General features: G+C 40.2%; 29 protein-coding genes, 1 tRNA gene and 1 other RNA gene. 6 read left to right on the top strand and 25 right to left on the bottom strand.

The features are described 5' to 3' along the window. Positions 1 to 41 precede the first annotated feature (41 nt). The 7 genes from tmk to dnaX form a co-directional block, all read right to left on the bottom strand. A complete protein-coding gene (gene tmk, locus M3197_RS15955) occupies positions 42 to 671 on the bottom strand; it encodes a dTMP kinase (protein WP_251662710.1) in 630 nt (209 codons plus the stop codon). Beyond that, positions 664 to 2,112 (bottom strand): aminotransferase class I/II-fold pyridoxal phosphate-dependent enzyme, encoded by a 1,449-nt coding sequence (locus M3197_RS15950; protein ID WP_251662708.1) that lies wholly within the window; start codon positions 2,110 to 2,112, stop codon positions 664 to 666. The genes tmk and M3197_RS15950 overlap by 8 nt, the downstream gene beginning before the upstream one ends. Before the next feature lie 104 nt (positions 2,113 to 2,216). Further along, positions 2,217 to 2,480 (bottom strand): pro-sigmaK processing inhibitor BofA family protein, encoded by a 264-nt coding sequence (locus M3197_RS15945; RefSeq protein ID WP_025783659.1) that lies wholly within the window; start codon positions 2,478 to 2,480, stop codon positions 2,217 to 2,219. A gap of 63 nt (positions 2,481 to 2,543) precedes the next feature. Further along, positions 2,544 to 2,774, bottom strand: a complete 231-nt coding sequence (locus tag M3197_RS15940) for a YaaL family protein (RefSeq protein ID WP_051508685.1) — start codon at positions 2,772 to 2,774, stop codon at positions 2,544 to 2,546. After that, complete coding sequence (gene recR, locus M3197_RS15935; RefSeq protein WP_025783657.1) at positions 2,771 to 3,367, bottom strand: recombination mediator RecR; 597 nt, start codon at positions 3,365 to 3,367, stop codon at positions 2,771 to 2,773. The genes M3197_RS15940 and recR overlap by 4 nt, the downstream gene beginning before the upstream one ends. 11 nt (positions 3,368 to 3,378) lie before the next feature. Further along, on the bottom strand, positions 3,379 to 3,699 hold the full coding sequence (locus tag M3197_RS15930; protein WP_039043168.1) for a YbaB/EbfC family nucleoid-associated protein: 321 nt from the start codon (positions 3,697 to 3,699) through the stop codon (positions 3,379 to 3,381). Between the two features lie 26 nt (positions 3,700 to 3,725). Beyond that, complete coding sequence (dnaX, locus tag M3197_RS15925; RefSeq protein ID WP_251662706.1) at positions 3,726 to 5,510, bottom strand: DNA polymerase III subunit gamma/tau; 1,785 nt, start codon at positions 5,508 to 5,510, stop codon at positions 3,726 to 3,728. A 624-nt stretch (positions 5,511 to 6,134) separates the two neighbouring features. On the opposite strand from dnaX, the gene M3197_RS15920 reads away from it, so the two are divergent. Further along, entirely contained in the window at positions 6,135 to 8,411 is a 2,277-nt protein-coding gene (locus M3197_RS15920) for a family 10 glycosylhydrolase (RefSeq protein WP_251662704.1), read from the top strand. Positions 8,412 to 8,586: 175 nt separating this feature from the next. On the opposite strand, the gene ffs is transcribed toward M3197_RS15920, so the two are convergent. Beyond that, an RNA gene (gene ffs / locus M3197_RS15915) (signal recognition particle sRNA large type) lies at positions 8,587 to 8,854 on the bottom strand. Positions 8,855 to 8,981: 127 nt separating this feature from the next. Here ffs and M3197_RS15910 point away from each other — a divergent pair. After that, positions 8,982 to 9,074 (top strand) — tRNA-Ser (locus tag M3197_RS15910). A 435-nt stretch (positions 9,075 to 9,509) separates the two neighbouring features. Here M3197_RS15910 and M3197_RS15905 read toward each other — a convergent pair. Next, positions 9,510 to 10,367 (bottom strand): helix-turn-helix domain-containing protein, encoded by an 858-nt coding sequence (locus M3197_RS15905; RefSeq protein WP_251662702.1) that lies wholly within the window; start codon positions 10,365 to 10,367, stop codon positions 9,510 to 9,512. Positions 10,368 to 10,848: 481 nt separating this feature from the next. Between M3197_RS15905 and M3197_RS15900 the strand changes: the two genes are divergently transcribed. Together M3197_RS15900 and M3197_RS15895 are read left to right on the top strand one after the other, a co-directional pair. After that, positions 10,849 to 11,571, top strand: coding sequence for a YiiX/YebB-like N1pC/P60 family cysteine hydrolase (locus tag M3197_RS15900; protein WP_251662700.1), 723 nt, complete (start codon positions 10,849 to 10,851; stop codon positions 11,569 to 11,571). Positions 11,572 to 11,636: 65 nt separating this feature from the next. Next, the gene (locus M3197_RS15895; RefSeq protein ID WP_251662698.1) at positions 11,637 to 12,818 is read left to right on the top strand and encodes a YycP family beta-propeller protein; all 1,182 of its coding nucleotides are present in this window, start codon (positions 11,637 to 11,639) and stop codon (positions 12,816 to 12,818) included. A 166-nt stretch (positions 12,819 to 12,984) separates the two neighbouring features. Here the strand turns inward: M3197_RS15895 and M3197_RS15890 are convergent, their stop codons facing one another. From M3197_RS15890 to M3197_RS15870, 5 genes are all read right to left on the bottom strand, one after another. Further along, positions 12,985 to 13,341, bottom strand: a complete 357-nt coding sequence (locus tag M3197_RS15890) for a GIY-YIG nuclease family protein (protein ID WP_251662696.1) — start codon at positions 13,339 to 13,341, stop codon at positions 12,985 to 12,987. A gap of 23 nt (positions 13,342 to 13,364) precedes the next feature. Next, positions 13,365 to 14,120: a DUF2087 domain-containing protein gene (locus tag M3197_RS15885; protein WP_251662694.1), complete on the bottom strand. Its 756-nt coding sequence runs from the start codon at positions 14,118 to 14,120 to the stop codon at positions 13,365 to 13,367. 283 nt (positions 14,121 to 14,403) lie between these two features. Next, positions 14,404 to 15,300 (bottom strand): homoserine kinase, encoded by an 897-nt coding sequence (thrB, locus tag M3197_RS15880; RefSeq protein ID WP_251662692.1) that lies wholly within the window; start codon positions 15,298 to 15,300, stop codon positions 14,404 to 14,406. Beyond that, the gene (gene thrC / locus M3197_RS15875) at positions 15,301 to 16,359 is read right to left on the bottom strand and encodes a threonine synthase (RefSeq protein WP_251662690.1); all 1,059 of its coding nucleotides are present in this window, start codon (positions 16,357 to 16,359) and stop codon (positions 15,301 to 15,303) included. A 3-nt stretch (positions 16,360 to 16,362) separates the two neighbouring features. Continuing rightward, positions 16,363 to 17,655, bottom strand: a complete 1,293-nt coding sequence (locus M3197_RS15870; RefSeq protein ID WP_251662688.1) for a homoserine dehydrogenase — start codon at positions 17,653 to 17,655, stop codon at positions 16,363 to 16,365. A 157-nt stretch (positions 17,656 to 17,812) separates the two neighbouring features. On the opposite strand from M3197_RS15870, the gene M3197_RS15865 reads away from it, so the two are divergent. Then, the gene (locus M3197_RS15865; RefSeq protein ID WP_251662685.1) at positions 17,813 to 19,180 is read left to right on the top strand and encodes an aspartate kinase; all 1,368 of its coding nucleotides are present in this window, start codon (positions 17,813 to 17,815) and stop codon (positions 19,178 to 19,180) included. Between the two features lie 192 nt (positions 19,181 to 19,372). Here M3197_RS15865 and M3197_RS15860 read toward each other — a convergent pair whose 3' ends face one another. Both M3197_RS15860 and M3197_RS15855 read right to left on the bottom strand, forming a co-directional pair. After that, on the bottom strand, positions 19,373 to 20,152 hold the full coding sequence (locus tag M3197_RS15860; RefSeq protein WP_251662683.1) for a cytochrome c oxidase assembly protein: 780 nt from the start codon (positions 20,150 to 20,152) through the stop codon (positions 19,373 to 19,375). Continuing rightward, on the bottom strand, positions 20,142 to 20,645 hold the full coding sequence (locus M3197_RS15855) for a DUF2243 domain-containing protein (protein ID WP_251662682.1): 504 nt from the start codon (positions 20,643 to 20,645) through the stop codon (positions 20,142 to 20,144). The genes M3197_RS15860 and M3197_RS15855 overlap by 11 nt, the downstream gene beginning before the upstream one ends. 192 nt (positions 20,646 to 20,837) lie before the next feature. Between M3197_RS15855 and M3197_RS15850 the strand changes: the two genes are divergently transcribed. Beyond that, complete coding sequence (locus tag M3197_RS15850) at positions 20,838 to 21,254, top strand: hypothetical protein (RefSeq protein WP_251662679.1); 417 nt, start codon at positions 20,838 to 20,840, stop codon at positions 21,252 to 21,254. On the opposite strand, the gene M3197_RS15845 is transcribed toward M3197_RS15850, so the two are convergent. From M3197_RS15845 to kynB, 9 genes are all read right to left on the bottom strand, one after another. Continuing rightward, positions 21,224 to 21,565 (bottom strand): hypothetical protein, encoded by a 342-nt coding sequence (locus M3197_RS15845; protein WP_251662677.1) that lies wholly within the window; start codon positions 21,563 to 21,565, stop codon positions 21,224 to 21,226. The genes M3197_RS15850 and M3197_RS15845 overlap by 31 nt on opposite strands. A 104-nt stretch (positions 21,566 to 21,669) precedes the next feature. Next, positions 21,670 to 21,954 (bottom strand): hypothetical protein, encoded by a 285-nt coding sequence (locus tag M3197_RS15840; protein ID WP_251662675.1) that lies wholly within the window; start codon positions 21,952 to 21,954, stop codon positions 21,670 to 21,672. A gap of 109 nt (positions 21,955 to 22,063) precedes the next feature. Continuing rightward, the gene (locus M3197_RS15835; RefSeq protein ID WP_251662673.1) at positions 22,064 to 22,810 is read right to left on the bottom strand and encodes a class I SAM-dependent methyltransferase; all 747 of its coding nucleotides are present in this window, start codon (positions 22,808 to 22,810) and stop codon (positions 22,064 to 22,066) included. A 112-nt stretch (positions 22,811 to 22,922) separates the two neighbouring features. Continuing rightward, on the bottom strand, positions 22,923 to 23,417 hold the full coding sequence (locus M3197_RS15830) for a phosphoribosylanthranilate isomerase (RefSeq protein WP_251662671.1): 495 nt from the start codon (positions 23,415 to 23,417) through the stop codon (positions 22,923 to 22,925). Positions 23,418 to 23,695: 278 nt separating this feature from the next. Next, on the bottom strand, positions 23,696 to 23,860 hold the full coding sequence (locus M3197_RS15825; protein ID WP_251662669.1) for a hypothetical protein: 165 nt from the start codon (positions 23,858 to 23,860) through the stop codon (positions 23,696 to 23,698). A gap of 252 nt (positions 23,861 to 24,112) precedes the next feature. After that, positions 24,113 to 24,598, bottom strand: coding sequence for a tetratricopeptide repeat protein (locus M3197_RS15820; protein WP_251662666.1), 486 nt, complete (start codon positions 24,596 to 24,598; stop codon positions 24,113 to 24,115). A 93-nt stretch (positions 24,599 to 24,691) separates the two neighbouring features. Next, complete coding sequence (locus tag M3197_RS15815; protein WP_251662663.1) at positions 24,692 to 24,868, bottom strand: hypothetical protein; 177 nt, start codon at positions 24,866 to 24,868, stop codon at positions 24,692 to 24,694. A gap of 146 nt (positions 24,869 to 25,014) precedes the next feature. After that, positions 25,015 to 25,557 carry a metalloprotease family protein gene (locus tag M3197_RS15810; protein WP_251662798.1) on the bottom strand — a complete coding sequence of 181 codons (543 nt, stop codon included), beginning with the start codon at positions 25,555 to 25,557 and terminating at the stop codon, positions 25,015 to 25,017. A 347-nt stretch (positions 25,558 to 25,904) separates the two neighbouring features. Further along, a complete protein-coding gene (kynB, locus tag M3197_RS15805; protein ID WP_251662661.1) occupies positions 25,905 to 26,543 on the bottom strand; it encodes an arylformamidase in 639 nt (212 codons plus the stop codon). Positions 26,544 to 26,559: the final 16 nt, after the last annotated feature.

Below are 26,559 nucleotides of genomic sequence, written 5' to 3'. Positions count from 1 at the left end.
TCTCTCCTTTTCCGCTTTCTTTTATTATATCATGAAATGGCTTAAGAAATGAATGATGCAATCGTTTTCCATACAATTTCTGTAACTTGTTCTACCGAACCACTCGCATCAATAGGTTGAATACGCTTTGGAAATCGTTGTTGTACGAGACGATAACCTTCTGCCACATCTTTATGAAACTGCAGCGTTTCATTATCCAAACGGTTTTGTTCCCGTTCACCACTTGCTGCAATTCTTGCTAAACCAGCTTCCGGGGATAAGTCAAAGTAGATTGTATGATCCGGCATGAGTCCATTGATCGCAAATTCGTTAATCGCGAACACTTCATCGATACCTAGGCCTCTTGCATACCCTTGGTAGGCTAGTGAGCTATCAACGAACCGGTCGCAAAGAACAATCGCACCCTCTTCCAGAGCAGGGATGACTTTTTCGGTTAGATGTTGTCGTCTTGCAGCAGCATATAATAATGCCTCTGTCCGGGCATCCATTTCTTCATGATCATTATCTAAAATAATTGTCCGGATTTTCTCTGCAATTCGGATTCCGCCAGGCTCCCGGGTTAAAACCGAGGAGTTTCCTTGTTGTTGCAAACGGTTATGAATTTCTTTAATAACTGTCGTCTTCCCTGCTCCTTCTGGTCCTTCGAATGTGATAAATATTCCTTTAGCCATTCAAATCTTCTCCTTGTGCACTCAACACTTCAAATTCCGTTGTTGGTCCATTTACTCGAACTGCCCCTTGAAACCTAGCCCCTGAATCCATCATATGACACACTTCTTGAATTAGTTGTGCATTCAGTTGCTCTCCACTTAAAACCAGTGGGATTCCTGGTGGGTATGGAATAATTGCTGTAGCAACTTGGTATCCATTTGCAGACTCTGCTGGAACCCATTCCGTATCTTTTTTTGAATGAGAACTTGTTGTAATTATCAACTTACGCGATTCTTCCTCATTTGATTCATCCTCTTCGGAAACCTGTTCAGTATCTCTTTGCAATCGTTGTACTGCTGACTCAACTGCTCCACAAATGGAATCTGTAGGGTATGAAATCGCTTTAGGTAACAAAGGAAGTACGAATAATACTTGGCGCTCGTCTGCGAGTTCTGTATAGATCCCCATCTCTTCCAATGAACGCTGAAATGTATAGCCGGATTCTTCTTTTTGTCGAAGTAGAATTTTCAATGGATCCTCTGTTTCGATTACTTCAAGATCTTTAATCTTACTCAGCTGATCGATAAATTCACCACGCCATACTAGAAATGCTTGCTTGTCCTCTTCTGAATAGGCAGCAATCATTGCTCGTGCATCGTCAAGAGATGCGAGCAACATATACGATGGACTACTTGTTTGTAACATAGATAGTATGCGAGCCAATCGGTCTATATCGACTAGCTGTGAGTTTACATGTAGAAAAGATGCTTGGGTCATCGCAGACAATGTTTTGTGCGCCGATTGAACAACGATATCAGCACCAAGACGAAGCGCAGATACCGGAAATGGAGAACCTATTACAAAATGCGCACCATGTGCTTCATCTACAAGTACAGGTATACCCTTTTCGTGCGCTTTTTCAACAATTGTCTGCAAGTCACTACCTGTTGTTCCGTAATACGTCGGGTATGTAACAACTATGCCTTTTGCATCTGGATACCGTTCTAACGCATCCTCCACAGTCGTCGTTGAAACTGCGCCTGCTGTGCAAGTTGCTTCGTCCCACTCCGGTGTAAGCAGAATTGCTTGTGCTCCCGACAACTCTACTGCATGAAATATAGATTTGTGTGCGTTGCGCTGTACGAGCAATGTATCACCCGGTTCACAAATCGTTCGGATCATTGCAAGATTGCCGACTGTAGAACCGTTCACCAGGAAAAAGCTTTGATCCGCTCCATATACATCCGCCAACATCATTTGTGCTTCTGCAAGCATTTCAGTAGGGGCGTGCAGATCATCCAGCCCTGTCAATTCCGTTATGTCATATCGTAGTGCAGCTTTAAAATCTTCGGGCAGTCGAGAAAGCATGCCGTGTTTATGACCGGGTACATGAAAAGATACGGGCTGTGCCCCTAGAAAGGTCTGCAGCGCTTCCACTACAGGTCTTTTGGTGTGATCCATTCGTTTCTCCTCCTTCCTCATGAGAGTTTGCTCCATCTTCTATGTAAAAAAAGTCAGCACACATTGGCTGACTTTGTGGTAGGACACCTTTCACCTATTCATCCTTACAGGAAAACTGCCAGGACTAGTAAAGACGCCAATCCCGGAATACCAAGCACTGCCAGTAAAAAGCCTGATCCAATATTAATCGGCACGTACAATCCAACAAACCCGCCTGCGATGTTGAGGATGAATAAAATTAAAAACGCAAAAGCGAGTCGAAACCATAAAATGGACAGTTTTTCAGCCGCTGTTTGCAGTTGGGGCTTGGTCAAACGCAGAACGAAGAGCAGGACAACACCGAGTGCAAGAATTATAGCAACTTTCATAGCAGAAGTTGCCCCCTTTACAATAGACTACTAGCAGTCTATGCAAAGCAATCGTTGTTTAGTTCACTCGATGCCAAGATTTCTAATTTTAGCTTCTTTGTACAAATAGAAATGATTGCTTTCAGCGATTTTTTTTCGAATCACAACTTCCTGATCGAAATCGTCTGCATACTTTTCAATCGATTTCGCCTGTTCCCACTCTTCTCGTGTATCTACCATCAATGTCCGTAATTTTTCATCGTATTCTCGTTTCAGCTTGTTTTTCCTGCGAAACAGTCCCCCGGATCGTCTCACAGTTGTCGCCGCCCTTCTAAAGCTTTAGACAGCGTCACTTCATCAGCGTATTCCAGATCTCCACCCACTGGTAACCCGTGAGCGATTCGACTCGTTGGAATGCCAGACGGTTTCACGAGGCGCGAAATGTACATAGCCGTTGCTTCGCCTTCAATCGTCGGATTGGTTGCTAGAATTAGCTCTTCAACTTCCTCATCTTGTAGACGCTTCAGCAAGTCGGGGACGTTAATGTCCTCTGGCCCAACACCATCCATAGGCGAGATGGCACCATGCAGAACATGATAAAGTCCTTTATAATCACGCATTTTCTCCATAGCAATGACGTCTTTCGGATCTTGGACTACACAAATCAGGGTGCGGTCTCGTGACTGATCCTGACAAATGTGACACGGATCGATGTCTGTAATATGACCGCATACGGAGCAAAACCTTAGATTACGTTTGGCATCAACCAACGCTTTCGCAAAATCGAGCACAGTATCTTCTTTCATACTCAACACAAAAAATGCCAGCCGGCCCGCAGTTTTCGGGCCGATGCCTGGCAGTTTCATAAAACTGTCAATCAGTTTAGATATCGGTTCAGGGTAATGCATGGTTTTGCCTCCTAGAACATCCCTGGAAGGTTCAATCCCTTCGTGAATTGTCCCATCGTAGAGTTCGTTAATTCTTCTGCTTTTTCCATCGCGTCGTTCGTGGCAATTACGATAAGGTCTTGTAACATTTCAGCATCTTCAGGATCGATGACGGATGGATCCACGATGACCTCGACAACTTTTTTGTCGCCGGAAACGATTACTTTCACCATACCGCCGCCTGCTGCTCCTTCTAAACGCTCTTCACCTAGTTTTTCTTGAGCCTCGCCCATTTGCTTTTGCATCTTTTGCATTTGCTTCATCATACCTTGCATATTTCCCATACCACGCATTTTTGTTTCCTCCTCTTTAAGTTAAGTTACTCGTCATGAACGGTAATAAATTCTTTACCAAATATTTTTTCTGCTTCCGACACGACCGGATCTTCTTGTGTCAGTTCAGCGCCGTCAAGGAACGCTGGAGGTTCTTCAGACCCTGATGCTTCGGAAGGTTCACCGCTAGTCGCGGAGTTCTCCTCTGTTTGAGATGGTTGCTTAGACATCCCACTCTTGCGGATGAAATCCTCTCTAACTTTAAGCCATCCCTCTTCAGGAACGTAAACTACGTCGTAGGCTTTACCTGTTTGTTGACGCAACGCTTCCGCAAGACCTGAACGGAGGGATGCATTTTCAGACGCCATGAGACAATGGATTTCATATTTGAATTTTAACACAAACGCGCTATCCGATGCTGCTACTGGCTCTGTTTCTTCCAGAAGTGCGGAATGCGAACGTTGCATCGTCTGCATCATGCGTGCCCATTCCTCCCGAATCACTTGAATGTCCTGCTTAGTCGCAGCACTGAGTACTTGATGGACTTTACCGGTTGGAATCTTGTAAGCACGAGCATTATTGGATGAATTTTTGCGTGCAGCTGGTGCTTTCTCGCCCGCTTGTGCAGCATGTCCGCCGCCGTTAGCAAGTTGTTGCTGCAATTCCCCAACAATCCGCTCCAGTGTAGCAATCTTTTGTTCTAGTTCAGGAGAAGCTGCTGTACCGCTTGTTCCTGAATTAGAAGTGCCACGCGTTTGTACCATCTTCAATAATGCAGATTCAATATACACTTTCGCATGATTAGAGAATCGCATTTCTTGCTGAGTTTCTCCTAGAATGTCGATATAGGCGTATAATCTATCTGGCTCAAACGCCTGTGCCAAGGCAATGAAGCGTTCATCACCCGAAACGACTTCCAGTAAGTCAGTAAGATCAGGGGCTGTCCGTAATAATAGCAAGTCACGGAAGAATGTGATTAAATCCTCGGCTAGACGTGAGACATCTTTCCCCTCTGCAATGAGTCGGTTTAATAATGTCAGTGCGCCACCAGCGTCTTTCGTGAGCAATGCTTCCGCGAGCTGATGGAAGATATCTTCTCCGACAGAGCCCGTGACAAGTAGCGCCTCTTCTGCAGTGACTCGATCACCACTGAAAGAGACAACTTGGTCTAGCATGCTGAGTGCGTCCCGCATCCCACCTGAAGCTGCTTGTGCGATTACTTTTAGTGCACTGACGTCAGCTTCAATATCCGCATCTTTTAAAACGTGCGTCATGCGCTCCACTATTTCAACGGCTGTAATAGGCTTAAAGTCGAATCTCTGACAGCGAGAAATAATTGTGAGCGGCAGTTTGTGCGGCTCTGTTGTTGCTAGGATGAACACCGCGTGAGCAGGTGGTTCTTCCAACGTTTTCAACAGCGCATTGAAGGCTGAATTGGAAAGCATATGCACTTCATCGATTATATAGACTTTAAATTTGGAAGAAGCTGGTGCATATCGGACCTTTTCAATGATATCCCGCATCTCTTCAACACGGGAATTGGAGGCTGCGTCAAATTCAATGACATCTGTATTCGATCCTTCTGTAATCGTTCGGCACGTCTCACATTCGTTACACGGTTCTTTGGCTGGTCCGTTTTCGCAATTCAATGCCTTCGCGAATATTTTAGCGGCACTCGTCTTACCAGTTCCGCGGGGCCCTGAAAACAAGTAGGCGTGGGTCGTTTTGTTATGGAGGAGAGCGTTTTGAAGTGTTTGTTTTACGTGTTGCTGTCCTGACATTTCGTGGAATGTCTGTGGCCGGTATACCCGGTAAAAAGCTTGATAACTCAACCGTCCGCTCCCCTTTCTTTTCGCTTCATTCATTCCTATAAGTATACCACAAAACAACGCATAAGACGTGATTTGAGAAAGGTATTTACAAATGATTTCTTGTAGAAAGAATTTGTATTTCCAGTGCAGTTTTTCACAGACAGGACAACTCTATTCTGAATCGCCGAGTATTTCAAGCTCATATTCTATTAAAATCTCTTTTAGTTTAACTAAATAAATTCACTGTTTTTTAACAAGTTCACAATTCGTCAACTCTTAATATCCTGTACTTAAGTATAAATACTGAAATTTAGCGCAGCGTGTACTTTTCTAAATAATAATCTAAAAATTAGTGTCCACATATTTTGGAAATAATTCGGTAAAAATAGGCGAAAAGCCACTGTTAAAATGAAATTTCTCGTGTAATCTTATCCATTGTGGTGTCCTTTTATTGGAAGATTAATAGGTTAATATCATTTTTTGCGCAAAATTAGTCAAAGCATCTTCCGCCTTCAAAAAGCTGATACCTATTTTGTTGAGGCGCTAGTGTGGATAAAAAAATACTCTTTTTCTGTACACGTTAATTATTATCCTCATCACTAAATATATAGACAAACAACTATCTTTGGGAGGAACACAATCATAATGTCTAAAAAAATCTTTGTCCGTTATCTAGCAACTTTTTTAGTTTTAGTATTACTTATTCCAGTATTTAAAACTCAAAATGTCTACGCCAGTACAACTCATCCTAAAACTGAAATGCGTGCTGCATGGATTGCAACCGTTACAAATATTGATATGAAAGCTGGAATGAATAAATCTGCGTATACTCAATGGGTAAAAACCACATTGGACAAGCTAAAAGCCGATAATTTCAATACCGTTATTTTCCAAGCTAAACCTTTAAACGATGCCTTATATCCATCCAAGCTCGCACCTTGGTCTTCCTATATTACAGGTAAGAAGCAAGGGACGAATCCTGGATACGATCCTTTACAAATCATGATAGATGAAGCACATAAACGTGGTTTAGAACTACATGCATGGGTAAATCCTTATCGCGTTACAATGCCTTCACAGAAATTATCTGATCTAGCTACTAATAATATTGCTCGCAAGAATCCTGGGTGGGTAGTGAAATATGGCAATCAATACTATTTGAATCCCGGTCTACCAGAAGTGCAAAAGTACTTAGTTTCTACTGTAAAAGAATTAGTAGCCAATTATGATATTGACGCTGTACACATGGATGATTATTTCTATCCTTATAAAATACAGGGTGAAACATTTAAAGATCAAGAAGCCTTTAAAAAATATAAGGGTTCTTTCAAGCAAGTTGAAGATTGGCGCCGTAATAATGTCAATCAATTAGTTAAGAATGTCTACAATACTATAAAAGCAACAAAACCACATGTTCAATATGGAATATCCCCGTTTGGAATTTGGAGAAACAAGGGACAAGATTCTACTGGTAGTGATACTAATGGAATGAGTAACTATGATGACATTTACGCGGATACTAGACAATGGATCAAAGATGGTAGCATTGATTACATTGCTCCTCAGATCTATTGGTCAAGAAGTTATAAAGCCGCAAATTACACTAAGTTATTAAATTGGTGGGGACATGAAGTCCAAACTTATGCAAAAGCTCATCCTGTGAACTTGTACATAGGTATGGCTGATTATAAGGTCGGAAACGATGCTGATAAAGCATGGAATGACAAAACGGAGCTTACGAATCAAGTAATTGCAAATAGAGGGAGTACTAGTGTAAATGGACAAATGCATTTCTCATTAAGGAGTATTAACAGCAATTCTCTCGGTTATGCTACATACCTTAAACAACAAATGTATCCTTCAAAAGCTTTAACGCCTTCTGTACTTTGGAAGGGTTCTTCAATACCTGCTCGCCCAACCGATGTTACGTTAAGTAAAGAGTCTTCCGAAACAAAACTGACTATTACAGACAAAAATAGTACTCTCCCAAGAAAATACGTAATCTATCGATTTGATGGAACAAAAGAAGGCTCTTATGAAGATCCTAAAAATATTTTGGACATTGTTTATCATACAAAAGGTAATACGGTTTACGTAGATACCACAGCGAATAGAAGCAAAGTATATACGTATGGCATTAAATCCGTGTCTCATACAGGCGTTGAAAGTAAAAATGCTTTCGTTTTGAGTGACGGAATAACTGAACTCCCAACTCCGGGAGTATTTAATGATATTAGTTCGAAGCATAGAGCTTATAAAGAAATCACCTACTTAGCACAAGGCAACATAGTATCGGGTGATACTAAAGGTGATTATAATCCAAGTAGACAAGTTACACGTGCGGAAGCTATGGCTATGATTGGTCGTTCTTTAAATCTCGACGGAACGAAAAGAAAAACAATCTTTAACGATGTAAATCCTAATTCATTTGCATCGGGCTATATTCAATCTGCTGTTGATAAAAAAATTATTTCTGGTTACAACAATGGTACGTTTAAACCTAATGCACCTCTTACACGCGGTGAAATGGCTCTTATGATCAGCAAAACATTTGAATATGATTATAATAATTCTACATCCGGAGCTGCTCAAGCGCTTATAACAAGAGGAATAGCAGTTGGATTGGAAGATGGAACGTTTGGCACAGATAAAAAGATTATTAGATCTGACTACGCAATCTTTTTAGCGAGAGCCATTGATTTTACTCTTCGTGTAAATAATCCTACTATCTCTTTTGATAGCGAAATGACTGTAAACATCGATTCATGTGTGATCAAAAAAGGACCGTCAGATAAATTTGCCCAAGTGGGTACTTTAAAACGCAATGAAAAAGTTAGAATAGGATATAGTGTTGGAAGTTGGACACTTATTCAATCACCTACAAATGTGATAGGATTCGTTCCACATTCCTCCTTAAATTAACTTACCCTATTAATTGAAGGACATTACTTTTCATTCTCTATGAATGCTGCTCAAAGAACTATTGAGCATTTCATAAACGTTTTTGTTCAGAACTTGTTTCTAACATATAAAAATTTATCTAAAAACATGCAAAAGCCTCTCATCCACATTGGGATGAGAGGCTTTGCTATGTACGCCGTGCACCTTCCTTCGACCGCCGCACATAAGCGTTACTCTTGTCGTTGGCTCGATTTAGGCGACCCCGCGGCACATGAGAAATTCCACTTAATGCTGCTTCCTTCCGGACCTGACATGGTTCATGGGTTCCCATTGCGCGGGACCCAAATGTCAACACTACGTGCAAAAGGCAGACCCTACAATACGGACGGCCTCAGGAAAGGGATTCAGTCTTGCTAGAGCGGATTGCAAGTTATAGGGCACCGCTACCTCCCCACCTAGCACGGCAACTTTTATTATACGAGTAGCCCGTAAAAAAATCAACTTTCACCCATTTGTCTATCCCACAAAATTTTTCATTTAAAATTGTTGACTTCTTTTCTGATGCCTGATATACTATTACTTGTCTAACACGGAGGTATACCCAAGTTCGGCTGAAGGGATCGGTCTTGAAAACCGACAGGGGTGTCAAAACCCGCGGGGGTTCGAATCCCTCTACCTCCTCCATACATAATTTTTAGATCTAAACTTAGATCTATACCATAGAAAAAGCTGTCCACTGAAGGGAAACCTAATTGCGGACAGCTTTTTTGTTTATTTGATTATCCTAATTGGCCCTAACTTTTCAAGATAAACTTGCCATTCTTGCACGAGATGATAATATTTTCCTTCTTGAAAACTCCAATCAGCACACTGAGGTTACTAACCTATACTCTTTCCATCTATTTAGGATTCAGACCCCTTGTTGTTTACTACCTCGTGCTGTTCATCTGATGAAAGATTTGTGTATCAGACGGTTGTCTCCATCGTGTTATGACGAAACCGGTCTCACAAGGCAACAAAGCTACCATCTTTATCATTCCATCGCTTTGCAAAGGAGTAGCTAGGAAAATCCATGTACGCTATTCTGCATTTGCTCGTAATTATGTCCAGTTTATAGGATTAAATTTTGGAATACAGATTAATTTCAACTGTTGCCATTTGTAATAGCGCATATTCTTCTAAAACTGTTAGAAGTTCCATCCCCTTTTGAACCCACGGGAAGCCGTTTTGATTTAAACAGTTTAAACAAATACCTTTACGCACATAACAAACAGCTAATTGTAAATACGCCTTTTGCTGTTTTGAAAAAATAATAGCTGTTTCAACCTCCTTCAATGCCTCAACATAGCATTTTTCTTTTATGAGCATGAGTGAAATATTTACACAGAAGTTTATTTTTAAACGCTGTATGTTTTGAAAATCCCCATATCGTTCAATACTTTTAAATGCTAGTTTTTTTATCTCGAGCATTGTTTCCAGTGGAAAAAAGTAAAAAATCGAATTTAACAAGTATAAATCAGAAAAGTAAAACTGATTTCTAACTGAAAGTCTTTGCCATACACTTGAGACACTTGTTAGAAGTTTTGTTTTATCCGCTGTGTGTATGAGTATTAGTAAAGCCTCGGATAACGACTTAATATCACTTATTAATTGGTCCTCTTTTTTGTCTAAATAGCTCATTGCCATGTTTAACAACTCATTAATATTTTCTTCGTCATTAAAGGAAAGTGAAATAAATTTCTTAAATATTGCATCTTTTTCAGTATGCTTGAAACCATTTTGAATATATAAGACTTCTTCAAATGTTACTTCTATATTTTCGAGTATACTAGTTAAAGACGAGTAAGTAATTTCTGTTTTGTTTAACTCGAATTTCGAATAAGCACTTTGCGTCATTACTCCATCAACTACATACTTTTGTGTGAAATCTTTATCACTTCTAATCCTTTTAATAGTTGAACCTATATTTGTCTGCATCTACTAACCCCCTCAAATAGTCATTTGCGACTTTTATAAAACCTTTCTTTACTAGTAGAAGTATCATCACATTGAGTGGAACTATTTTTACAAAGATAGGAGGTGCCAACCATGTTAGATTTCATTATATCGATGTTAGACATTTGGTTTATTGGTGGTGGTTAAGTTCTTCGAAACAAAAGTACAACAACCTTGTAAATGAGTTTTAAAATGGGCACTCCTTTTTTCAAATGCTTATTTATGTTACATTGTACAATTTAAAGACTGAATATTACAATTAATCAACCTAATTTTTTCTAACTTATTTACAATGATGGATCGAACACGTAACTTAGATATCATTTGTCGGACACTTCAAAATACCACGGTTGCAGCATTTCTATTGAGTATGTACCTAAGTAATTGAAAGTTGTAAAAGAATTATTTTTATTTGTTATCAAAAACCTAGTAAAATACAAATAAATATAAGGGAGTTTTAAAAATGAAAAAAACCATTTTAGCCCTATCTTTAACAACAACTATGTTATTTAGCCAAGCTAGTTTTGCATCTGCTAGTACACAGGTAGATGAAATTCTAAAACTACAGCCGGATATCTCGAAACGAGAATTGCTACAGGATGTTCGAATGATTGCATCTAATACTGGCCAGTCAGAACAAAGTATTCTTAATCAAATTTATACGGAATTAAAAAATGATCATGATAAGGGTGTGGATGAGAAATTAGCCCGCGCTGATATGTCTACCTATGGGGGTTCTGGAGGTACTGTAAGTGTGGGTTCTAGTACAAAAGGAAACTTCTATTACACACCATCGCAAACAGCATATTTAGATCATGGTCATGTGGGTATGTACTATTCTTCAACAACAATTGTAGAATCTGTTCCTTCAGCTGGGGTTCGAACAATTTCAACTACTGCACGTAAAGTAGATAGCTCAGGTGCTAAGGTGAAGTCGGTCACAACATCTACAACAAATCGTAATAATGCTGCAAACTGGGCGAATAGTCAGGTTGGACAATCTTATTCTTATAATTTCGCTACAAATCGTTCAACTAGTCATACTGGAGCTAAAAACTGCTCCAAATTAATTTGGTCTGCTTATAAATTAAATGGCGGGTTAGACTTAGATGTAGACGGTGGATTAGGTGTTTATCCGCGTGACGTTAGGGATGCTAAAGGTACTGTTTTAGTAAGAAACATCTAATCTTTCAAACAAGACCGTCTAATTAATAGGAGACGGTCTTATTTGTTAACTTGGAGGTACTGAATATGAAAAAAAGTATTTTAATAGGTGCCGTATTATTATTGATCCCTATTTTAGTCATTAGCCTTTCAAAGGAAAAAAATATCCCTGATACTTCGTTACTCTCAGCAGACGAAATTTCTGAAAAAGAGTTACTCCAGAACACTAAAGCAATTATTTATTTATCAACAACAGCTGACCAGGATATTGATAATAAAGGAGTAAGTTATGGTGTTTTTGTACAGGATGATAATTCAGTTCAAGCCCTCCCTATGAAGGGGCTAGAACTTGGAAGTATAGCTGTAGGCAAAGATCAGATCCTATTAGAGGATAAAAATAACATTAACATTATAAGTGACAACATTAAAAAATTTAAAATGGATACTCCACAATATACAGGTGAACGGACTGGCTATCTTCCAGGAAACGAATTATTCTTTAGTATCTATAACAGTGGGTTTGTAGAAGATGGATACAGTTCAGATGTCCGATATGGTGATTCTAAAGGTTTCAATGTAGATAGTATTCCTTACTATATCGTTGCATCTGGAACAACTGAAAACTCGGTTCCTATACTCACACAAGATTTCGAAACAAATAGATTTAGTTTAAAGGAAGTAACATTCGGTGAGGAACTGAAGATTAATGATAGAACTACTATCCAATCCGAATCTACTGAAAACATGCAAGTTCTCGCACCCATCTTATCGGATGAAAACTATTATTACCTAATTTTATCTACAATTATTAGTGATACTAATGAAACAGTATCGATTTATAGAATAAATAAAGAAACATCGGAGCAAGATACATTTGAATTCATTAACTACAATAATGTAGATTTAACAGCTACTATTCCTTATAACTATAAAAACTCAGCCACACTTCATAACAATAAACTATATTATGCTAACGGATTAGGTGAAATATATTCTTTTAATTTACATTCATCTGCTATATCAAAAGAATTTAGTCTCAATAACGTCAGTACCTCTAAAGTTCGCCACAATGAAGAAACATACTTTACCGCAGGAAATCTATACGTATTGCGATATAGTCCAGATAAAAAAGAACACTACTATTTAGAATCTTATTCATTGGAGAAAGGGAATTTAACGGATTCTATTGATATCCAGGGTCTTGATACCATCATCAATGAATCCCAAAACAAAAAAGTATACTCCTATGACTTAAAAATATTAAAGTAATACATCTGCTATAGTGGCTTGCCTATAAGCTTTCTTTTGCTTCTTCTGAAGTTCCTTCTCAATATACACATATATGCTCCTCATTTATAAATCTATAACCCAAATAGCTGTCCATTGACAAGGAAATCCCAATCATGGACAGCTTTTATAGTTGGCGAGCCCTGTGTCAAAGGGTTTTTTTCTTGTTATACCCACGCTCTCCGTAAGGTTGAAGTTGGTCTAACCATTTCGTCTCCAGTTCTGATAGTGCTTCTTTCTCGTTGAAATAAGGTTCTTCTTTCTTTTTCAATTTCTCTAATATGTCGAAGGTAAATACATCTTTTCCAAATTGGTCCCACTCTTGTTGAAGCTGTTTGTTTGTGTGAGTATTAGTTGCTAATTGAAACTTTACCCCATTGAGTGTTTTGAAGTTTTTAGTACTTCCTACAAAGACTTTATTGTTCTCTGTGTTTTTAATTTGATAAATTCCAGCTTCAATCGCCGTTTCTTTGTATTGTTGCTTTAGTTCTTTTTTACGTTCCATTTCTTTTCACTCACTTTCCATCGTTAGTTCTTCAGCCAATACTCGCTTCCATCTGCAGTTCGATCCAAAAACCCATACTCGATTAAATACCTTCTGATTAAGACATAGTCGTCATGAATTTCTTTTAATAGCTCATTGAGTTCTTTTTCTGAGTAGGTTGTTTGGCTGTCAATCGAGGTTGCAATTTCTCTTAATACAACCAATCGCTGTTTTTCTTTAGGAGGAAATTTCGTTAACTTACCGCTCACACTCTCAGGTAAAAATTTCTTAAGAATTTCCGTCTGCTCCGCTTCAGTAATCGCATACCGATCATCAATCATCTTAGCTGTTTTATGTGGAGGTATGAATGCAGGTGTATGATCATCTTTTTCTTTCAACAGTTCCATCATTGTTAAAAAGATTTTTGCTTGCCGTTCCTTCTCTTTTAATGCAAATCGATGATGTCGTACCGTAGATACGCTGCCAATCCCCATTTCATGCTGAACTTCTTTATCCACTTTGCCTTCATAAAAAAGACGCAATAGCTGATTTTGGTGATCAGTGAGACCTGTTAGCCTTTTCTCCATTCCAATTAGGTAATCAAATACCGATTGATGCTCACTTTCGATATGGAGACGCATGTACCGCTCCGCTTCATAAAGCGTATTCCCGTCAGGATAGACAATTCCTTTATCAACTCGTTCACTACATAGCAAACACGTATAAGAGTGTTGGTCTTCAATATAACCATTTTTCATGTCAGTTAATGAGGCATTCCAAAATAAGTCTAAGTTTCTCATGATACAAACGCACCTCTTCATTGTTTAACTTTAAGCAAACAGACAACTAAATCGTTTGCTATGCACCTTGAATACTATTCTTTTTTCTTAGTTATGTCAAACGGAAAACAAACATTTTAATACACTATTTATTCATTGACCAACAAAATTAAATTTTGTCTGTCTTTGAAGATAAGAGGTTGACTAAAACACCAAATGAATTACATTTTTGAAAGGAAGTTGTTGAACACAAAAAAACAGAGGTCACTTATGCATAAAGCAAATGTGAACTCTGTTTTCATGATTAGTTACTTACCGTTGCACCTTCTGCAACAGGTGTGACGGCTATACATGTATAATAAGGGAATTTCTCTCCCAGTACCCGTGCTGCCTCTTCTTCACGGCCTGAATGCACAGCAACAAACAGTGATGGACCTGCGCCGCTCAGTGTCATGCCATATGCGCCATGTGCGTGACTCGCTTCACGGACTGCATCGAAATCAGGAAACATCTTCTTTCGATAGGGTTCGTGGAAGATGTCGCGATCCATCATGCGTCCGACGAGCGACCATTCTCCCTTTGCAAGGGCTGCGGCCATAAGACTACTTGCTGCGCTTCCTTCTGTTGCTTTTTTGTGCTCCAATTGATGCGGAAGAAGCCCACGAGAGTGATCGGTTTTCAACTCGACCGGAGGTACCAGTATTACGCCTCCAATAGGTGGGGAGTCGAACTTCATGACTTCCAATGACGTATGATCGTAAAAAGAGATCGTCACGCCTCCAGCAATCGCAGCAGTCACATTATCTGCGTGTCCTTCGATACCGACACCAAACCACATTTTTTCTTTCTGATTCATCTTAAGATCATATAGCTGGTCAGCGATTTCAATTCCTGCGGCAATCGCTGCAGCACTACTCCCCAATCCTTTGCCTAAAGGGATATCGGACTTCACGCGTAATGTGCATGGTATCATATCACGACCTGCGCGACGTACTACTTTTCCGATAGTCTGGACAATCAGATTCTCTTCATCTGTTGGAAGCTCCTTCATCCCTTCGTCATCATAGACGACCAACCATCGATCTGCAGGTTCTACAGTCACTGTCATATATAACGACAGCGCAATACCTATGCTATCAAAGCCTGGCCCTAGATTTGCAGTCGTCGCAGGAACCGTTACGGTAAATGGAGAATTGCCCATTTACTTCGCCTCCTTTTGCAAGTCAGCTGCGAATGCTTCAAATTCCGCACGTGTCATGAATGGCTTCCCATCATTAACTCGAATTGCAGTTTCAGGATCTTTCAATCCGTTCCCGGTTAAGACCCCTACAATCGTCGTTCCTTTCTCAATTTCTCCTGATTCTATGCGCTTTTTAAGTCCGGCAATTGTCGCACATGAAGCAGGCTCAGCAAACACACCGTCGGTTGCAGCAAGCAGGCTATACGCTTCTAGAATCTCTTCATCTGTAACCGATAAAATATGACCACCTGATTCCGACAAAGCCGTTTCTGCTAAGTGCCAGCTTGCTGGATTACCGATGCGAATGGCAGTCGCAACCGTTTCAGGCTCTTCAAAAACACGACCGTAAACAATCGGTGCTGCACCATCCGCTTGCACTCCTAATAATTGTGGCTTGTCTTCACCTTTTTTCTCTGCATACTCCGTAAAACCTTTCCAAGCAGCTGAAATATTGCCGGCGTTTCCAACGGGCAATGCAAAAATGTCTGGAACGCATCCGAGTTGTTCAATCGTTTCAAAGGCAATTGTTTTTTGACCTTCCAACCGGTACGGATTGACCGAATTTACAAGAGCGATGTCGCCTCCTCCAGCTTCTCGTACCATTTGCAACGCTTCGTCAAAGTTCCCTTCGATTTCAAGGATTTCGGCGCCATACATCTTGGCTTGTGCTAATTTCCCGAGCGCAATCCGACCTTCCGGAATTACGACTATTGTTCGCATCCCTGCGCGTGCACCGTATGCTGCTGCTGATGCAGAGGTATTGCCTGTTGATGCACAGATAAGTGTTGTTTTTCCTTCTTCTTTCGCTTTTGCGACGGCCATTACCATCCCACGATCTTTAAACGAACCTGTCGGATTGGCACCTTCCGTTTTTACATATAAATTCACGCCCCACTGCTCAGATAAGTTTTTCAAATGAATAAGTGGTGTATTACCTTCTTGTAGTGTTAGATCGGGCGTTTGCTCCGTTACAGGAAGCCATTCCCGATATTCGTCAATTAGTCCATTCCATCGTCTCATCGGTCAGTCCCCCTCTACTCGATAGTGGCTTAGTACGCAATTTACTTCTGGTGCCACTTTCAATTCTTCAATAACTTTCAAATGTTGGTCTCTGGATATCGCATGTGTAATGAAGATTAAATCCGCATTTTCGCGCTTTGGATTCGCATGTTGAATCACCGTTGCCAAGCTCGCCTTATTGTGACTGTATATAGAAGACAAACGCGACAGCACACCGACTTCATCCTGGACAGAAATCCGGTGAAAATAGCTTGCAAACTTCTGATCATCCGACTTCACTTTGCGTTCATATTGGAAAGAATGAATTCGTTTACCATTCACCCCGAGCAAAAGATTTCGGCAAGCTGCTACGATATCCGACGTGACGGACGTCGCAGTCGGCAACGAACCTGCACCAGGTCCATAAAACATCGTTTCCCCGACTGCATCGCCGTAAACGTAGACTGCGTTGAACTCGTTGTTAACAGAAGCAAGAGGATGTTCATTTTTCACGAAAACAGGTTCAACAGCCACTTCAATACCATTTTCATCCTTCCTCGCAGATCCCGCCATCTTAATGGTATATCCGAATTGCTCCGCAAGTTCCAGATCTCCATCTTCAATGACACTCATACCGCGGACGAAAACATCATCCAGTTGCACTTCAGAAGAAAACGAAAGCGATGCAAGGATGGCCATTTTACGGGCTGCGTCAATGCCGTCTACATCAGCTGAAGGATCCGCCTCTGCATAGCCAAGTGCTGTTGCTTCAGCGAGTGCATCCTCATACGTCTTCTTTTCTTCCTTCATCTTTGTGAGGATGAAGTTCGTTGTTCCGTTTACGATTCCGAGTAACGATGTAATTCGATCAGATGCAAGTCCATCTTCAAGCGTCCGAATTAGTGGAATTCCTCCCCCTACACTCGCTTCATAGAACAGATCGCAACTGTTTTTATCCGCTAACGCCAGCAACTCTTTTCCATAAACAGCCATGACGTCCTTGTTGGCCGTAACAACTCCTTTCCCCGCATTTAACGATCGCTCTATCGCCGTTTTTGCGTCATCCGTTCCACCAAACACTTCTACGATGAAATCGATTGAGTCGTCATTTAGCAAGTCGTCCAGTTGGTCTGTGAATGCCTCTTTCGGCAACTCCGTATTACGTTCTTTGTTTTTATCTTTTATCAACACACGCTTAATGCGTACAGGTACGCCTAATTTGTGCTGTAAGTCATCACGGTGATTGTGCAAAATCTTTGCAACGCCACTTCCAACAATCCCGAAACCTAGTAAGCCAATTCCGATTTCTTTTCTCATTTGACGATTCCCCTCACTATATGTACACTATGTAACAACATTCGTCCTCACCATAAAGACAGTATAAAGATAAAGTCTTCACAGGACAACCCTATCGTGGTATTGTTATTCAATATATCACACAAGTCATAATTAATTAAAGATTGGATCTGGTGACATGAAAGTTTGTAAATTTGGCGGAACGTCTGTTGCATCGGCACAACAAATCAAAAAAGTAGCAAACATTATCCATTCCGATTCATCCCGAAAAATTATTGTTGTTTCCGCACCCGGTAAACGACACAGTGAAGATACCAAAGTGACGGATCTGCTCATTCTACTGGCAGAAAAAGCACTGATAGGACAAGATGTAGAGTCTGAGCTCCGACTAGTCCTTGCACGCTATGAAGAGATTGCAAAAGAGCTAGGTCTCGATGGCACGATGAACTCTGTAATCGAAAAAGACTTGCGTGAACGACTCTCTCTCGACAAACAAGATCCAATTCTTTTTATGGATAGCCTAAAAGCGTCCGGCGAAGACAACAATGCGAAACTCATTGCTGCATATTTACAGTCGATTGGTATGGAAGCTACATATGTCTGTCCGAAAGAAGGCGGCCTGTTGGTCAACGAACGCCCTCAACGTGTGCAGGCGCTTCCTGAGGGCGAGGAGCTCCTTGCTGAATTACGAAATAGACCCGGAATTGTCGTGTTCCCAGGATTCTTCGGATATACAAAAGACGGAACACTCCGCACATTCAATCGTGGCGGTTCCGATATTACCGGTTCCCTGCTCGCTGCAGCAACTGGGGCTGAACTGTATGAAAACTTCACCGACGTCGATTCGGTGTTTTCTGCAAACCCAAACGTCGTGGATCAGCCGTGCGCGATTCATACGATGACGTACCGCGAAATGCGCGAGCTTTCATACGCTGGCTTCACAGTATTCCACGATGAAGCGTTGCGCCCTGCGTTCTTGCGCTCGATTCCGGTGTGCATTAAAAATACAAATAATCCGAGTGCTCGTGGCACAATGATTGTGAAAGAGCGAGAGTGTGGTACACAACCGGTTGTCGGAATCGCTGCGGATGATGGATTCTCAACACTCTTCGTCGATAAATACTTAATGAACGTGGAAATCGGCTTCGGTCGTCGCTTGCTTCAAATTTTGGAGGAAGAAGAAATTCCATTTGAACACACGCCTTCAGGTATCGATAACATGTCCGTCATTATTCGGGATACGTTTTTAACTGAAGAAAAAGAAGCGCGCATTTTACACCGTGTGAAAGAAGAACTTGAAGCCGACGATGCCTACTTCCGACGCGATTACTCCATGGTAGTGCTTGTAGGAGAACGTATGCGGGATACGACCGGTTTAACGGCACGTGCCGCAACAGCGATTGCGAAATCCGGCGCAAGCATTCAAATGATTAACCAAGGATCGACCGAGGTCAGCCTCGTGTTCGGGGTTCATAAAAAGGATGAAACAGCTGTACTCCGTTCGCTGTATGATGAGTTTTTTCAAACGGCTTCTGCACAAGTATAAGTGTTAAAAAGAGCGAAATCGGATTAGTAGTTAATCCAATTTCGCTCTTTTGGTATTACCAGACAGATTAATCGTCCAACCGAATCTCTTCCCCCAAATGGTTGAAAGGTTGAGTTGCTGTTGTGAATGCACCTCTTAAGAAGGCTACCAAGACCCTAAACAACTCTACAACAATTTTGAATCGTACTTGAATTATGTCAGGATCTGGTTCCTGACATTTGCTGCCGACAAATACCAACCCCTGAACAGTAACACAATCATCACCAAATCGACCGCATCCCCGCCATAATACATTAACATCGCTCCGGCACGGGATTCTTCAATTGGCACCCCGACAGGCGGATAGGCGTAGAGAAACTTTGAAAGGATTCCATGCCCTGCCAGCGTCAGAATGAAAACAACCGTGCGGTAGGGATAGCTAAACCGGCGCGATACCGGATCGATCGATAGTATAGATACCGTAAACAGATAACCCGCCGCAAACACATGGACATGGATCAGGACATACAGCCAGAAATGATGGTGCATCGCTGCAAACAATCCGGTCGTATACAACAGCCAGAGACCGCCGATATTCAGCACGGAAGCTGTAATCGGGTGGATATAGAAACCGGCCATCCGGCTCCTCAGTAAGCGGCTCAGCTGCCGTGCCCGACGAACGGGAAGCGCCCGGAACAATAATGTCACCGGCGCCCCGAGTGCCAATAAAAGCGGACCAAGCATCCCGAGGAACAAATGCCCCGCCATATGCCACGTAAAGTTTTCATGCGACAATGCAGCAAGCGGACCAACCAGCGCACTCGCTGAGAGCAGCACGCCCGATCCCCACCAAACAATCCGGATTCTCGGCCATCTCCGAAGACGTTCCTGTCGATCGGACCGATAGACGCCGAACAGATACAGCCCGATCCCTAGAAGCGCAGGAACCCCGAATAGCCAATCCGTCACCGTGAACATCGAATCATGCGACATGAGGTTTCACCTGTCCTTCACTTCGCGCATCCCTTCCAGCCGAGCGAACCAGCAGAAGACCGGCCACAATCATGATAACCGCCGTCCCGTTCCAAACTATGTCATACGGAACAATATCTACACCATAGCGAATTTGATGGATCTGCAAGACCTTATGCTGCACTGTTCCGTCATACAATTGGAACGCACCGCCCCCCATAAGTTTGCCACCCCAGAACACCTTATGCCACAGCGCATCCCGCCTGTGCAGATCTGCCACTAAAAATAAACCACCTACTGTCGCAAACCAGCTAAATGCATGAAACAGTCCATCCGACACCAGCCCCACCGCCACTGTGGATTTATCATAAAATTTATGCCAATGTAGTAGCTGATGAAACACCGTCTCATCCATAAACGCTACAAAACCGAGGCCAAATAATATTCCCGCCCACAGATTCTTTGTCCGATTCTTCTTTCGGTTTTCCCAATTTATTACTCGATTTACCGACATTCGCCATCCGCCCTCTTTTTTGATTCAGTATTTCCAAGGAGAGAGCCTGGTAAACCGAGTAGAAATGTAATAACGATCTTCCGCGTAGTCCGGGTTTGAATAGGCAGATAACATCTATGTTCGTCATACCAAAAGTGTTTATGTTAATGGAAATCGGTTAATTTGCTGGTGTCTTTTTGGGTTGCGGTAATATTGTTAGATCTGGAACGAAATTGGGGTGACATTAGCGGATATGTGAGAGAAGAAAAAGAAGCCCGTATTCTACGCCGTGTGAAAGAAGAACTTGAAACCGACGATGCCTACTTCCGACGCGACTACTCCATGGGTGGTGCTTGTAGGAGAACGTATGCGGGATACGACCGGTTTAAGGGCACATGCCGCAACATCGATTGCGAAATCCGGCACAAGCGCATTCAAACGTTCAACCAAGGGGCTACCGAGGTCAGCTTAGTATTTGGAGTGCATAAAAAAGAGCGAATTCGGATTATTAGTCAATCCGAATTCGCTCTTTTGCGTTGTTTATCAGACATAGATTTACAAGAAAGTTTCGTCCTTATAAAAATTTTGATCATTTCATCTTATAAATGTTTCACTATGTCACCCGTTTGATTGATTGGTTCTCTCTTACTGTAAATTTCATAAGCAAAATATCCAAATAATAATCCTATTCCAGCTCCTAAACAAATTATAGTTACCAGAGAGATAGAGAAAAACATGCTAAAAACCACACTGATAGCACTCCCAAAAAGCATTCCCAATGGTATTAAGCTATCTAATAAAGCTTGAGCATCCTTTGTTTTTTTCTGGCCTAGGTTACCCTGGTTGTATTTGTGTTTAAGCCTTAAAACTACAAACACTCCAATCCCACCTACTATTATAAGAGGTAGTACATTACGCATAATTTCTATGGCTAATCCCATATCGGAACCTCCTTCCGCTCTTTTAAAATTCGTATTCAACCTAATTTTTTTTACAATCTGGCCCAACTTTAAAACTGAGTCTTTTCAAGAGTATTTTCCTTAAGTTAGAATATATTTTTTAACCAAGTCAATATATAAACAAACATAAGCGGTTCAAACCAGACAAGACAGAATAAAATGATGAAAAAGGATACGCCAGATATAATTTTTGTTATGCCTTTTTCTTTTTTTAAGAAAGCGATAAAACTAAATAAAATACCTACTAATAAAAGTATGAATCCTAACAGAACAATCGGCTCAATTATCCCTGTTGTCGTCCAATTAATCACCATTGCTAGTGATCCAAAAACTATGAAGACAATTGATCCCATACTAAAAGGTATGTTCAAATTAGTACAACCTCCTTTTGATGACCGTCCACTTAACAATCCTGTCTCTAATGAAATAGCGCCCCCGCCTTACTACATAATTTTTCCACTTAATAGAAGAGTGCTTAATTTATTTCTTTGCCAAAATTGTAAATTCAAAAGGGATATTTTCATTATTCCAGCCACGGTGTTCATCAAATTGTTGCAGCGTAAAACCAGATTTGATCACGGAATTTATAATTTCACTAAGTGTAAAGAACCTAACTGAAACATCTGGGAAATCCTGCTGTTCTTGTTCATCAAAATAATTTTTATAAGCCAAATCCCCCTTTTGTAAATTCTTATCAAAGTACTCAGGGACATATTTAAAATCAGAGCTGATACATCTTTTCAAAGGATGAAAATCACTTAAAATCAATTTTCCACCCAGCTTTATAAGTGAAAAAAGAATATCCATAAACTTATTGATATCATTAAAATAGTGCAATACTCCACCTTCGAGATAGAGGATGTCGAAGTGTTCTGTGTATTTACTCAAGTCAATATCGTAAATATCGCCCACAATAAAATCAATAGATGTATTTGCGCAATCTGCCAATTCTAAAGCATACTTCTTATTCTCTTCAGAAATATCGAATACGGTAACATCTGCTCCCAGTAAAGACAATGGGACAGCTTTTCTCCCATTTGAACCACATATATTCCCTATCTTCATTTCCTCAATGCTTTCAAAGTGATGTTGATGTTTTTTCAGACTCGCTTTAGGGTCTTTTAAAATTTCTTTAGCTTTCTCCATTGGGGTACCATCCCTAATGTTCCAAAACTCATACGCACGATATTCCCAAGCCCGTTTATTGATAATACTTTGATCATTCATCAGGTTGGTACCCCCTTTGTAAACTAAACCAATACCCCGAATCCGCTTTTTTACAACAATTTGGCCGATTGAAGCACGAGCCTTATGCAACAACTGCCCCCGGTTATGGAAATCATGCTTTCGCTTTTAAATATTTGATTTTATGAATGTCCTTATGATTATTGTTTTCTGCACGATAACTGTCCTTATACGAAGCCTCATATACACGTAAATATTGCTTCGGTGTTAACAAGTAAAACTTAGCATCTTCCTCTTGATGTATTTCTAAATCCTCCAGCGATACTCCTGCAAAAGATGGTAAAGTATCAATAATACCAAACTCGACTGATAAGACATTTTTTAAAAACTCATGTTCTTGTAAGTCTACCAAACGATATTCAAGAGACTCTATAATTCCCACAATACGATTCCAATCAAAAATGGACTTTTCAGCAGGTACTTCCCAACCTCTTTCGTCACCAGGTACATGGATATCTAAATCTTGAGCATCCCAACTACTGCCTGTGACAATCTCCAAACCAACTGAACCCATCAGCAATGGTGTGATTTGAACTTCATTTAATATTTTTGCTATTTTTAAGAACTCTCGGAATTTTTGGTTGTCCATTTCTTTCTACCTCATTTGTTTAGTTTACATTTCCTTTTGACTGTTTTTTTGGTAGTCGATCTTCAACAAAATGGCCCGATTGTTGTACAGCCCTTATGCATGAATAGCCCCCGATTAGTAAATAAAATTTGTTCTTATCGAGTAAAATGTTCTTTAAAAATCTGTTTAAAGTAAGGCTTAAAATCAACTTCAATCATTTGTTGAGAGTCCTCATTAATAACTGTTAATAACACGCCTGAATGGTCTTTCTTATCTACTGTAATTTCAAATTTATCAACTCATTTTAAGTCCAAGAGTGATAACAATCTGTTTGAAGAACGTTGAGTTACTTCTATTTTCACTTCACCATATGAGGGAGAAAGTGTAACAATAAAGTCTTCCTCTCCATTAGAAAATCGATATGTTGCTTCATTATAATAAAATGGCAAGTCTTTCGAAGTCATATCTAATAACGTTGGTTCTCATTCAAATAACGAAAGAAAGTCATTTTCTCATCACCTTTTTTATCACTATTTTAACATTTTCTTGTTCAACTATTATTTAACTGCCCGTTACTTTAAGTAAATATTACATAAAATTTCCTGATTCTGACCTAAAACGTTGCCGTTAATACAACCGTTTACAGAAATCTAGATCTTAATTTATTCACCTTTATAATACATGGAAAAAATCTATCTAAGTAGATTTATTCATAACTACTTCCAAATTTCATCTAATTTATTCGAATAGAAATTAATAGCCTCTTTATAACTTAAAATATCATCGTCAACCGTTGTATCTGCTAAGCATTTAAGTAACAACTCCATAGCTTTACTATGCTCATTTAAGTTATATAAGGTCATTGAATAGAAGGTTTGAAGGGCCTTATTATTTGGAAATGATTCCATCCCTATTTCAAATACTCTTTTGGATTTTTTATATTCTCCCAATGTCCTATATGTACTGCCTAACCCCAAAAATGCCCCTTCTAGTTCCTCTGAAGACAATCCTAATTTAATTGCGTTTTCATAAAAAGCGACTGCTTTCGACTCTTCTCCTAATAAATCAAAACTCCAAGCACAATGGTAGTTAACTGACGCATTGTCAGGAAATTCTTGTACCAGTTCCATAAATAGTTCATTTGATTTTTGATAATTTCCTCGTTTCCGTATTTCAATAGCTTCATCAAATATCTTTTTCATTACTTTCACATCCAATACATTATCTACTTGTTTATATGGTCCTTATGTAGATCGGAGGCAATCCCTATGCTGAAATCGCCTCCAATTAAGGAATTAAACTTGAGCGTTATGTCTTTTAAGTCTTCTATAAAAATATATATACACCAAAGAAACTACTATGCCAGTAACTCCTAATATGTTCACCACCGTTGTTGAATAAGAACTAACCATAATAATCGCAATGAATAATAGAACCAAGAGAGCTTGGGTAGCTCTAAATAACTTTTTCATTCCCTCTCGCCCCCTTCTTGTATGAAAAACAAACTGGCCCGTTTCAAGCACAACCCTTATCCCTTTATTGCCCCGTTTTTTTAAACATTAAATTAAATCTTTTTGTTTTGCACTATTTACCTTAGCCTATAATTGTAAAAATGCTACTAACCCTTCTCCACTCTATAATAACCTCTGAAAAATATTGAATTCTTAGGCTTAATGGCAATTAATAATGAATTTATGATGTCAGAGGAAGAAATTATTAAGTTTATCCAACTTATAAACAATAAAATTGATTTAATATTTCCTGATACAAAGAATGAGGCAACAGCGGGCATTATGGATAATGAAATGAAGGGCAAGCTCATAAAGAGCCAAAATCTCATTTTAGATAAGACTGCATTTGTATGTATCCAAAAAAATGTACCGCTAAATGTTAAGCTAATATCGCCTTTCTTATTTATCACAAGTATGTGAAGGTATTCGTGAATGATGAAGACAAAGACACCTATTACGGTGAGAGAAAATGTATTGATGCGACTAACCCATGCATCAAAAAATAGAGACATCAAAAAAATAATTATCTGGAGTAAATAAACAAATTTCATATAGTGCTTTCGAAACCAATTACTTTTTATGAAAGGAGTCCATTCTACAATATCTATACTCATTTGCGGTAAGTGACGAAACCAAATTATCATAAGTATCCACGCTCTCTTTTTGTTTGTTTCAACTCAACTTCTTTACTTTGCTTTTTCATTTCCATTTGAAATGCTCTACAAAATGATCCAGTTTTTCAAATTAAGTTATTCAACAATACGATTTAATTGTATCAAACTTCCAGGCGAAATATCTCCATTTATTCCAAATAATCAATCTCGTCTAGATCATCAAAGCTCATTTCACAACCACACCAGACATTTGTGATGCATGTTCGATAACACATAGTTTTTTATTCATTACTGATTAGTGATTACTCGGTAATCCCACGCACAATCCATACAAAAAGAGCTACTTAAAGGGGCTCTCCCCCTATAAGTAACTCTTAATAACTTTACCCCTCCAACGAACGCAACACAGCGCGCACCGGACTGCCATCCGAACCTTCTAGTGCAAGTGGAAGCGCGATCAGCTCATACACTCCAGGCGTCACGTTAGACAATACGGTGTTCTCTAAAATGTTCACGCCGTTATCATAAAGAGAGTGATGCGCATCCATCGTTTTGCTGTCGACCGAATCGACGGATGGGACGTCGACGCCAATTAACCGAATTCCCCGTTCTTTCAAAAATGGGCCGATGTCTGCCTTCAACACTGGATAGTTTTCTGGAAACGTATTCGGATCAGGATGACCGCCCGTTTTAAGAAGGAGTCGCTCCACATCTTTAAAGTCAAAACTCTCGAGTTCTACACGACCGATTTCTGCATGGCCTGTGACGTCGACAACCATAGCTGGTCCGATATACAAAGACAAATCCAATTCATGCACACGCTTGCCATCATTATCATAGTGGAACGGAGAGTCAATGTGTGTCCCCGTATGGACACTCATCGAGACTTGACCGATATTTACAGAGCCTGTCTGTTCTTTCGTAAACGTCAGCTCATAATTGAACGGCTTATCCCCGGGCCATTCTGCAATCGAATTGCTGAGGGGCTGGGTGATGTCGATCCACTGTGTTAACTTCGTCATGCCCATCATCCTTTCT

Origin of the sequence: Sporosarcina aquimarina (assembly GCF_023715615.1) — a bacterium.
Classification (GTDB): Bacteria; Bacillota; Bacilli; order Bacillales_A; family Planococcaceae; genus Sporosarcina; species Sporosarcina aquimarina_A.
The sequence above is the reverse complement of the archived record's forward strand: the minus strand, read 5'-3'. Positions and strand labels throughout refer to the sequence as shown.